This window comes from Pseudomonas sp. BE134, assembly GCF_031456105.1.
Taxonomy (GTDB): domain Bacteria; phylum Pseudomonadota; class Gammaproteobacteria; order Pseudomonadales; family Pseudomonadaceae; genus Aquipseudomonas.
On the sequence record NZ_JAVDUA010000039.1, the window covers coordinates 43,110 to 53,626 of the forward strand.

Sequence of the window (10,517 nt, forward strand, 5' to 3'; positions counted from 1 at the left end):
CTAAATGCGATATTGATAGTTAGCAAACTAACAATGTGTGTTTCCCCTCGTGCCGAAAAACCTCGATGCTCTCCAGATGAACATCAGCAGCTCCATGGTGGTGGCCGCCAGGCATTGGCGGAAGATCTGCCAGACCACGCTGGTCAACTATGGAATCTCCGAAGCCTGTGCCGTCCCGTTGTTGATGATTGGACGCCTGGGTGAGGGCGTGCGGCAGGTGACGGTGGCGCAGGCGGCAGGGATGGAGAGTCCGTCCCTGGTGCGTTTACTCGATCAGTTGTGTCATTCGGGTTATGTCTGCCGCACCGAAGATGCCCATGACCGGCGCGCCAAGTGTCTGAGCCTGACTGAAACCGGTCGCGATCTGGTGCAGGCGGTCGAGATCGAGTTGGTGCGATTGCGTCATGAGGTGCTTGAAGGCATCGATCAGAGCGATCTGGAAGCTACGCTACGGGTATTGAGAGCCTTTGAAGCGGCGAATGCGCCGTCGGTGGTCAACCCTTGAACGGATTTTTCACCGGAATGCCCGCGGCGCGAGACTGGTTCTACGGTGTGCGCACCTTTGCCGCCTCGATGATCGCGTTGTACATCGCCCTGCTCATGCAAATGCCCCGTCCGTACTGGGCGATGGCCACGGTCTACATCGTTTCCAGTCCCTTTGTCGGCCCAACCAGTTCCAAGGCGCTTTACCGTGCAGTCGGCACCTTTATCGGGGCGGCGGCTGCGGTTCTGTTCGTGCCCTTGTTTGTTCAAAGTCCTTACGTATTGGTGGTGGTCATCGCGCTGTGGACCGGGATTTTGCTGTTCCTGTCCTTACACCTGCGCACCGCCAACAACTACGCCTTGATGCTGGCCGGTTACACCTTGCCGCTGATCGCCCTGCCTGTGGTGAACAACCCGTTGGGAGTGTGGGATGTCGCAGAGGCGCGGACTGAAGAAATTTTCCTCGGCATCGCCGTGGCGGCCGTGGTCGGCGCGATGTTCTGGCCTCGACGGCTGGCGCCGGTGTTCAACGACGCGGTGAGCAAGTGGTTTACCGATGCCTCGACCTACAGCCTGCGTTTCCTCAGCCGTCAGGTGCAGCCGGATGAAGTCAGCGCGCTGCGGTCCGCCATGGTGGCGACCTTCAACACTCTGGAATTGATGATCGGTCAGTTACCGCACGAGGGCGCGCACCGGCAAACTGTGCGCAACACCAAGGAACTGCGTGGGCGGATGATTCACCTGTTGCCGGTAATCGACGCCCTCGACGATGCGCTGTATGCCCTTGAACGGCGCACGCCCGAGCTGGTGGAAAAGTTTGCACCGTTGCTGACGGCCACCACCGAATGGCTCAATCACAAAGACGCCGACCTCGTTCGCTGGCAAGCGCTGAAAGACCAGCTCGAAGCGCTGCAGCCGTCCGCCGAAGCATTGAGTGATCGCAAACAGCTGCTGTTCTCCAACGCGTTGTATCGCCTCGGCGAGTGGATCGATTTGTGGCAAGACTGCCGCAGCCTGCAATACGCCATCCAATGCGAAAGCCAGGACAGCTGGCGCGCGGTTTATCGCCACTGGCGCCTCGGACGCCTGTCGCCATTTCTCGACCGTGGGCTGATGCTCTACTCGGCGGTCTCCACGGTCAGCGCCATTATCGTCGCCTCGGTGCTGTGGATTCTGCTTGGCTGGACTGATGGCGGGGCCGCGGTGATTCTTGCTGCTGTAGCGTGCAGCTTTTTCGCCTCGATGGATGACCCGGCGCCGCAGATTTACCGGTTCTTTTTCTGGACCGCGATGTCGGTGGTGTTCGCCAGCCTGTATCTGTTTCTGGTGCTGCCCAACCTGCACGACTTCCCGATGCTGGTGCTGGCATTTGCCGTACCGTTCATTTGCATCGGCACCCTGACGGTCAAGCCGCAGTTTTACCTGGGCATGCTACTGACCCTCGTCAACACCTCGTCCTTTATCAGTATTCAAGGCGCCTACGACGCGGACTTCCTCAGCTTTGCCAACTCCAACCTGGCCGGTCCCATCGGGTTGTTGTTTGCCTTCGTCTGGACCCTGATCGCCCGGCCGTTTGGTGCGGAACTGGCAGCCAAGCGGCTCACCCGATTCAGTTGGCGCGACATTGTCAGCCTCACCGAACCGGCCACCTTGGCCGAACACCGGCGATTGGGCATACAGGTGCTCGATCGTCTGATGCAGCACTTGCCGCGTCTGGCCATGACCGGCCAGGACACGGGCATCGCGTTGCGCGAAGTGCGCGTGGCGCTGAATCTGCTCGACCTGCTGGCTTACACACCGCGCGTGGTCGGGGTGCCGCAAGCGTTGCTGCACCAGGTAGTGGCGGAAGTCGGTGAGTATTTCAAGGACTGCCTCAAGGCGGGAGAGCGACTGCCGGCTCCGACCCCGTTGCTGATGACCCTCGATCGCACCCGCCGTGCACTGGATACGGAGTGCGAAGAGGGTGCACGTCTGAATTTGCTGCATGCCCTAAGTGGCCTGCGTCTGGCGTTATTGCCTGGCGTGGAATTCGTCGGCTCGGGCGAACTCGAAGAACCGCTGCCCCATGGCATCGATGGAGCCCCTTTATGATCGGTGATGTAGATCTCAGCGGTGTGTTTCTGCCCACGCTGCTGGTGCTGATGGGCATTACGTATGTGTTGTACCTGCTGGTGCACGGGTTGCTGATGCGCCTGCACTTTTACCGTCTGGTCTGGCACCGGGCATTGTTCAACGTGGCTCTCTACGCTTTGCTGCTCGGCGCCGTGGACTCACTCAGTCGATACCTGATGACATGAAAAAACCTCTTTTGACCCTGGGGCGCGTGGTACTGACCCTGTTGATCGTGACCTTCGCCGTCGTCGTGGTCTGGCGCATGGTGATGTACTACATGTTTGCACCGTGGACCCGCGACGGGCATATCCGTGCCGACATCGTGCAAATCGCCCCTGACGTCTCTGGCTTGATTCAGCAAGTGGACGTGCGTGACAACCAATTGGTTAAACGCGGCCAGGTGCTGTTCAGCATCGATCAGGACCGTTTCAAACTGGCCCTGCGCCAGGCCAAGGCGGCGATCGCCGACCGTCAGGAAACCCTGGCTCAGGCACAACGCGAAGCCAAGCGTAACCGTGGGCTCGGCAATCTGGTGCCTGGCGAGCAACTGGAAGAAAGCCAATCCCGGGTGGCTCGCGCCGAAGTCGCGTTGATGGAAGCTCAAGTGGCGGTGGACAGTGCTCAATTGAACCTCGACCGTTCGACGATCCGCAGCCCGGTCGACGGCTACATCAACGACCGCGCACCATGTGTGCAGGAATTCGTCACGGCCGGGCGGCCGGTGTTGTCGGTGGTCGACAGCAACTCATTCCACATCGACGGCTATTTCGAAGAAACCAAACTGGACGGCATTCATGTCGGCCAGAGCGTCGACATCCGGGTGATCGGCGATCGTGCGCGGCTGCGCGGACATGTGGAAAGCATCGTCGCCGGTATCGAAGACCGCGACCGCACCATTGGCAGCAACCTGCTGCCCAACGTCAATCCGGCATTCAGCTGGGTGCGGCTGGCGCAGCGGATTCCGGTGCGGATTGCCTTCGATGATGTCCCGGCGGACTTCCGCATGATCGCCGGGCGCACTGCGACTGTGTCGATCATCGATGATCAACCGCAGGAGCCCGCGAAATGAACAGGGCGTCGGGTTTGGCGGTTGCCGGATTAGGTTTGCTACTGTCGGCCTGTCAGGTGGTTGGCCCGGATTATCACCTGCCTGACGAAGCGGCCATCCACCGTGAAGACTTGCAGGGCGACTTGGCGGCGAACGACAAAAATGTCGTTTCGGCGCCGGTACCCAGCGATTGGTGGCGCCTGTACAAAGATCCACGCCTCGACCAACTGGTGCAGCAAGCCATGGCATCCAACACCGATTTGCGCGTGGCGGCGGCGAGTCTTGCCCGTGCGCGGGCCCAGGTCGATGAAGCCCAGGCGGCGGGCGGCTGGAGCGGCGGCGTGAGGGTTGGCGGCCAGCGTTTGCAGGAATCCGGCGAAGCCTTTTTATTACCCGAAAAAGTACCGGTGGCTAACGTCGGGGATATCGGCATTACCACGTCTTACCAGTTCGACCTGTTTGGCACCTTGCAGCGCGGAATCGAAGCGGCCAAGGCCAATGCCGACGCAACGCAAGCCGCCTCGGACACGGCGCGGATCACCCTGGTAGCCGATGTCGTGCGGGCGTACACCCAAGTGTGCGCAGCGAATGAAGAACGGGAAATTGCTCAACACTCTCTCGATTTGCAGGCCCAGAGCACAACGCTGATCCAGCGTTTGCGTGATGCCGGGCGTGGCGATGAAACCCAGGTCACCCGTTCGCAAACCCAATTCAAATCCTTGCGCGCCGACTTGCCGCGTTACGAGGCGGCGCGTCAGGCGGGTTTATTCCGCTTGTCGATGTTGCTCGCCAAACCGGTCGACCAATTACCGGCAGGCACCCGCGAATGCGCCGAACTGCCGAAAATCACCCAATTGTTGCCAGTCGGTGACGGTGCAGCCTTGCTCAAACGTCGGCCGGATGTGCGACAGGCTGAGCGCCGATTGGCGGCGGCGACTGCCGGAATCGGCATTGCCACCGGCGAGTTGTACCCGGACATCAGTATTGGAGCGAGCGTCGGAACCGTCGGTATCCTGGAAAACCTCGGGCAAGCGTCGACCAATCGCTGGGGCTTCGGCCCGCTGTTGACCTGGACGGTACCGTCCAACGGTTCCCGAGCGCGAATCCGTGAGGCCGAAGCCACAACGCAAGGCACGCTGGCGCATTTTGACGGTGTGGTACTCAACGCCATTCGCGAAACCCAGACAGGCCTGGCCCAGTACACGGCGTTGTTGCAACGCCGGGATGCATTGGCCGACGCCGAACAATCGGCACAACTGGCGGCAGACCAGACGCATCGTTTCTTCCAGGCCGGTCGCGAGTCGTTCCTGGCGGATCTGCAAGCGACCCGCACCTACACCGATGTGCGAGCGCAACTGGCCTCCGCCAACACTCAAGTTGCCATGAGCCAGATCGATCTGTTCCTCGCACTGGGCGGCGGCTGGGAAAGCGGACGAACGCAAGCCACGAACACCAGCAAACCCTGAGGCCGTTGCTATGCTTTGATTTGATGAAGTCGCACATCGACTTCATCGATCAAGGCTCGCGTTGGTCATGGGGATTAAAATAATGAAAAACCCTTATGCTCCTGGCTTTTGGTGCGCTATTGCGGCATTGGTTTTGCTGTCGGCCACCTATTTCTACGGCATCATGCTGGCCCACCAGATCGACAAGGCTCTGGTGTTTCTCGACAGCGCCAGTGCGCTGATTGCCGTGATGGCAATCGTGGTGGTGGCCTGGTCTTCAGTCCAGGGTCAGCGCATCAAAAAAAGACAGCTCGAACAAGGCAAGACCCTGGTGCTGATCTGGGACACCAAGGTGGCGTTGCGTCGTGTCGAAACGGTGTTTGACCAATATTTCTGGGGCAGTTACTGGCAGCCGGGACGTACGTTTCAGGAAGTCATGGGCGAGCTCACGGGCACACCGCTGGAAAAAAGCCTCGATACCTTGAAGAAGCAATGCGTGGCCCTCGATAAACAGGTGTCCGAGGAGGGCTGGCATTGGCTCAACAACGCCCGCGAACTCTCGGATGTCGCCACTGCCATGGCGCGAGAACGCTACCAACTGGATGTCTGTGACCCGCGTTCGGAAGTGACGGGCGGGGCGGTGATCAATCGGGACTTTGAAGTGCTGGTGTATACATGGACAGCGCGGCTCAAGAGCTTTGATCATCAGTTGGATGAGATGGAAGTTCAGTACTCCTGAATTTGTGTGGGTTGGACTGACGCCATCGCGAGCAGGCTCGCTCCCACATGGGAACTGTGATCAACAGATAACCAATGTGCGAGCCTGCTCGCGATGGCGATTTCATGTCCGGCGAAACTCTCAACCCCGATGCGCAATCCATAGACACTCTTTAACCTTTAATCATTGGGCCGCCCGGGGTGCTCAATGCTAATCTCCATCGCACTTTTAGCGGAGTCGAGCCGTAAACCCGTCGCGGGTTCAGGGAAGACGACAACACCTTCAAACAACGGACATTGACTGGGTCATTCATGAACAAATCAGCAGGCGTGCTTCTTGGAATCGTCGTAGCCATCGGTGCAGTCAGCGCGGGCGGTGCCTGGTACACCGGGACCAAAATCGAAGGCGTATTGAACACCGCCATCGTCGACGCCAACACAGAGCTGAACGCCGCGTTGATTGGCTCCAATGGCACGGCATCGCTGGAGCTGGTGTCGCTTGAGCGTCATGTGTTCAGTAGCACCGCGCACTACCGCCTCAAAGGCGAAGGCGAGATGTTTGGTGAAACCCCGGTTGAATTGCTGTTTGCCGACCACATCGAACACGGTCCGCTGCCGTTCTCGCGCCTCGTTTCCTTCAAGTGGTTGCCGGTTATGGCCACCAGTCACTACGAACTGGAACGCACCTCGCTCACCGAGAAATGGTTTGCCGCCGCCAAAGACAAATCCCCGCTCACGGGCGTGGTCAACATCGGTTACGACAACTCCACCAGCGGCACCCTCGAATTGCAACCGCTGGACGTCGTGCTGGATGACAAATCCACCCTGAAATTCTCTGGTTTGAACCTCGACGTCGCCGCCAGCGCCCAGGCCCAGAAGGTCAAGGCCAACGGCTACATGAACAGCCTGACGCTGAGTACCGTGGCCGAAGATCAAACCCCGTTGAAGGTCGAGCTCAATGGCCTGACCCTGGCCAGCAATCTGGTAAAAAGTCCTTACGGCTACTACACCGGCGAGAACACTCTCGAGCTGACCGACAGCAAAACCACCTTTGGTGCCAAGCAATCGGTACTGGGCCTCAAGAAGTTCGAAATGAAGAACCTGACGGCGGAGTCGGGCACCAGCGCTTCGGGGCGTGCCGATTATAAGGTGGGTGAAGTGTCGATGAACGGCAAGGCTGTCGGTGCTGCGCAAATGGCCGTGAGCCTGAAAAACCTCGACATCCCGGCGACCATGTCGCTGATGCAGATTTACCAGACCAAGCTGCAGCCGTACGAGAGAGCTGCCGCCGAGGCTGTAGCGGCCGGTGAGCCAACTCCAGAACTGGTCTTGACCCCGGCCGAAGAGGCGCAAGTCAAAACTGGCCTTGAAAAACTGCTGGCGGCCGGCCCGCAGGTGGCTCTGGAAAATCTGTCATTCAAAACCGCTAACGGTGAAAGCCGCGCTAACCTGGTGCTCGACCTGACCAAGCCGCAGACCATGGACCTGCCATCCGATCAACTGACCCTGCAGTTGATTGCGCTGCTGGATCTCAACGTACAAGTGTCCAAGCCGATGCTCGTCGACTTGCTCACCGTGCAAAGCCAAGTTGACGGCCAGACTGACGCCAAGGTCATCGCTGATCAGGCTAATGCCACTGCTGACATGTTCAGCAGCATGGCAGTCGGCTCGCAACTCGCCAAGCTGGACGGCAACAACGTCGTCAGCAAACTGCACTACGCCAACAATCAGGTGGAATTCAACGGCCAGAAAATGACCGTTGAAGAGTTTGTAGGCTTCGTGATGAGCAAACTCGGTGGCGGTGTAGAAATCCAGGAATAAAACCCAGGATTCAAAGGAACGCCCGGCTTCTGCTGAACGCAGGAGCCGGGCGTTTTGCTGTCGGGTGTTTGTGCGCTAACCAATGTCCCGAATCAGCTGCCACGCTTCCTCCACCGACAACGGCTGCTTCATGCGTTCGGCGAGCAGCGCCATGGCCCGTTCTTCATCGCAGGCTACCGCTGCCGCCACCACACCGTTTTTGCCGAACAGGCCTATAAAGGGTGGATGGTAAGGATCACCCTTGAACTCGACCTCGTCCCAGGCTTGCGCGTGGCCGAGGTAGTCGTAGTTTTTGCCAAAGTGCCAGGTCCAGAAATACGGCACGTCGAGGTAACGCTCGTCAGCACCAAGCATATTCGCAGCGGCGATCCGCGCCTGTTGCTGGGCCAGGCGCCAATGCTCGATACGCTGAGGCTGGCCGTTGAGTGGGAAGGTCGCGATATCACCGACCGCCCACAACCCGTCTGTGACGCGCATTCCCCCATCGACCTTCAGCGACCGGTCTTTTTCCTTGGGCAAATCGGCAAACGCATCGGTTGCGGGGCTGACGCCAATGCCCGCCAGCACCAGATCCGCTGGCAAGCGTTGACCGTTGTCCAGGTGCACCGCCTCGACCTTGTTTGCTCCTTCTATATAGTTGGCTTCGCCCTCGGTGCGAAACACCACCCCATTTGCCTCATGTAAGGCGCGAATCGCCTTGCCGACCGTTTCACCAAATTGCGCAGCGAAAGGAATGGCATGACGAGCGAGGACGGTGACCTTCAACCCTAACTGGCGCAGGGCTGAAGCGGACTCCATGGCAATAAAGCTGTCACCGATGATTACCGCTCGCTGGCCAGGCTTTGCTGCCTGCAGAATTCGCAGCGCCTGCTCTTTTGAGCGGAGCAAGAACACTTGCGGCAAATCGGCTCCAGACAGCGTGAGTGGATTGGGCTTGCCGCCGGTGGCAAGTAACGCGGCGTCATAGTTCAGCGACCGGCCATTGGTCAGCCCCAGGGTTTTGTTCGCCGAATCCAGGCTGGCGACTTCACAGGTGATGCGCTCTATGCGCTGCTCACGATAAAACCCGTTATCACGCAGCGGCGGGATTTCTTCTGGCGGCATCTCTCCGGCAATGACAAATTTGCTCAGAACGGTGCGGTCGTAGCCAGCGTCGGCTTCGCGATCGATCAACTGAATCTGGCCGCCGAAGCCCTTTTCGCGTAACGCTGCCGCACACGCTGTACCGGCCGCACCGGCACCGACGATGACAAACGTCCGTCCATCGTCAGCCGGCGGGGTGTGGGCATCGGCAATCGGCTGGTCGTCGACCCAGATATCGCCGTCGCGAACCTCTAGCGGATAGCGCTTGAGACTGTCCAGGGCCGGCGGCTCGCATAGTGCACCGTCTTCGATCCGAAACTCGGCTTTGTGCCACGGGCAAATCAAGCGTCCGTTGCACAACGCACCTTCCGCCAGCGGTGCCCCGGCATGCGGGCATTCGCCCTGATAGGCGCGTAGTTGATCGCCCACCCGCAGCAAAACAATGTGGGTGTCCGCTATCCGGGCTTCAAGGCCTTTGTTTTCGGGCACATCGGAGAAATGGGCTACACGGTGCAGTGCCATGGTGGTTCTCCAGGCAGACGTTTCACTTAAGAGTTTGGCCCGTTACGCGAGGTTCAGCCAATTCCCGATGCCACCTCCCAACGGTATCGTTATAGTTCGCAAGCCTACGACGGCCCTACACGCACAAGGTGCTCCGCAATGATCCGATTGACCTCTTTTAGCCCTTGGCTTGCAGCTGTTGCAGTCGCCCTGTGCGTGCAATTTCCGGCACAGGCACAGGAACGTTTCACCCTGAACATCCCGGGTGTTACGGATGACCGGCTGTTTACCTTGGCTGCCGCCAGCGATGCTCCGGGTTGTGGCGGGCACAACGCGTCACCCGCGCTGAACTGGAACGTTGGGCCGACGGGTACGTTGAGTTATGCCGTCGTCATGCATGACCCTGACGGGCAGAAGGGACAGGGTGCCGATCATTGGGTGCATTACGGCATCAAAGCCACCACTCACCAGATCCCGGCCGGTGTAGGGGCAAAATCAGCCCTTGAAGGTATCGTTGGCACCAACAGCAAAGGCACCACCGGTTATGTGGGGCCTTGCCCGCCAGTCGGCGACAGTGCGCATCACTACATTATTCAGCTTTACGCGCTGGACCTCGCTCCGGACGCCTTGCCTGCCGGCCTGACGCGCGCGCAATTGCTGGAAAACATCAAAGGCCATGTATTGAAGAACAGCAGTGTGGTGCGCCGTTATCACCGCTGACATTCAGTCATTTGGCATCTGCGCCTGAAAGCGCGCACTATCGGGCCATAGCCGATGCGTTGGAGGAAGCCGTGGCGAAAAAAATCGATCGCATCGCCCAAATGCTCAACTGCCCCGTGAAAGGGGAGGAGCTAAGGCGGGCAATTACTGAGAGTCGCAAGGAGTTCCTCCTTAATCAACCGGAGGCTGAGGAGGTTGATGAGGACGACGACTTTGAAGAAGATGAAGAGTGGGACGACGATCTTGACTGGACGACCGAGTAGGAACGGCGCTGGTTTACCCAATCCTTAACGATGTGGAGATCTTCGGTTTCAGGTAATGCCCCCCGCTCTTAAGGCGCGGAAAGGCCTTCGCGGTACAGATATTTGGAAATGCCAAGAAAGTTCAAAAAGATGCTTGACGAAATATTGGATCGCTGTAGAATTCGCCTCCCGCTAACGAGAGATCGAAAGCGCAAGTGGTTGAAGTTGTTAAAGATTTCCAAGCGAAACCTTGAAAACTTCTGAAAATAACCGCTTGACAGCAACAGAGGCTGCTGTAGAATGCGCCGCTCGGTTGAGACGAAAGATCTTAACCAACCGCTCTTT

The 10,517-nt window shown here is 58.8% G+C and carries 10 protein-coding genes; 9 read left to right on the forward strand and 1 reads right to left on the reverse strand.

Translation table 11 applies throughout. The annotated features are described in order from the left end of the window. The first annotated feature begins 76 nt into the window (after nucleotides 1-76). The 7 genes from J2Y56_RS25850 (at nucleotide 77) to J2Y56_RS25880 (ending at nucleotide 7,626) form a co-directional block, all read left to right on the forward strand. A complete protein-coding gene (locus J2Y56_RS25850; protein ID WP_150782724.1) occupies nucleotides 77-505 on the forward strand; it encodes a MarR family winged helix-turn-helix transcriptional regulator in 429 nt (142 codons plus the stop codon). Further along, nucleotides 502-2,574: an FUSC family protein gene (locus tag J2Y56_RS25855; RefSeq protein ID WP_310353514.1), complete on the forward strand. Its 2,073-nt coding sequence runs from the start codon at nucleotides 502-504 to the stop codon at nucleotides 2,572-2,574. Before J2Y56_RS25850 ends, J2Y56_RS25855 begins: the two co-directional genes overlap by 4 nt. Next, complete coding sequence (locus J2Y56_RS25860) at nucleotides 2,571-2,780, forward strand: DUF1656 domain-containing protein (protein ID WP_007946223.1); 210 nt, start codon at nucleotides 2,571-2,573, stop codon at nucleotides 2,778-2,780. Before J2Y56_RS25855 ends, J2Y56_RS25860 begins: the two co-directional genes overlap by 4 nt. Next, the gene (locus tag J2Y56_RS25865) at nucleotides 2,777-3,664 is read left to right on the forward strand and encodes an HlyD family secretion protein (protein ID WP_310353518.1); all 888 of its coding nucleotides are present in this window, start codon (nucleotides 2,777-2,779) and stop codon (nucleotides 3,662-3,664) included. The genes J2Y56_RS25860 and J2Y56_RS25865 overlap by 4 nt, the downstream gene beginning before the upstream one ends. Further along, a complete protein-coding gene (locus J2Y56_RS25870) occupies nucleotides 3,661-5,109 on the forward strand; it encodes a TolC family protein (RefSeq protein ID WP_310353520.1) in 1,449 nt (482 codons plus the stop codon). Before J2Y56_RS25865 ends, J2Y56_RS25870 begins: the two co-directional genes overlap by 4 nt. Before the next feature lie 82 nt (nucleotides 5,110-5,191). Continuing rightward, on the forward strand, nucleotides 5,192-5,827 hold the full coding sequence (locus J2Y56_RS25875; protein ID WP_007946219.1) for a hypothetical protein: 636 nt from the start codon (nucleotides 5,192-5,194) through the stop codon (nucleotides 5,825-5,827). A 290-nt stretch (nucleotides 5,828-6,117) separates the two neighbouring features. Further along, complete coding sequence (locus tag J2Y56_RS25880) at nucleotides 6,118-7,626, forward strand: YdgA family protein (RefSeq protein WP_310353523.1); 1,509 nt, start codon at nucleotides 6,118-6,120, stop codon at nucleotides 7,624-7,626. A gap of 75 nt (nucleotides 7,627-7,701) precedes the next feature. Here J2Y56_RS25880 and J2Y56_RS25885 read toward each other — a convergent pair whose 3' ends face one another. After that, nucleotides 7,702-9,231 (reverse strand): FAD-dependent oxidoreductase, encoded by a 1,530-nt coding sequence (locus J2Y56_RS25885; RefSeq protein WP_310353525.1) that lies wholly within the window; start codon nucleotides 9,229-9,231, stop codon nucleotides 7,702-7,704. A 138-nt stretch (nucleotides 9,232-9,369) separates the two neighbouring features. Here J2Y56_RS25885 and J2Y56_RS25890 point away from each other — a divergent pair, with 138 nt between their 5' ends. Together J2Y56_RS25890 and J2Y56_RS25895 are read left to right on the forward strand one after the other, a co-directional pair. Beyond that, complete coding sequence (locus J2Y56_RS25890; RefSeq protein WP_310353526.1) at nucleotides 9,370-9,930, forward strand: YbhB/YbcL family Raf kinase inhibitor-like protein; 561 nt, start codon at nucleotides 9,370-9,372, stop codon at nucleotides 9,928-9,930. An 11-nt stretch (nucleotides 9,931-9,941) separates the two neighbouring features. Beyond that, nucleotides 9,942-10,193 (forward strand): hypothetical protein, encoded by a 252-nt coding sequence (locus J2Y56_RS25895; protein ID WP_310353528.1) that lies wholly within the window; start codon nucleotides 9,942-9,944, stop codon nucleotides 10,191-10,193. Nucleotides 10,194-10,517: the final 324 nt, after the last annotated feature.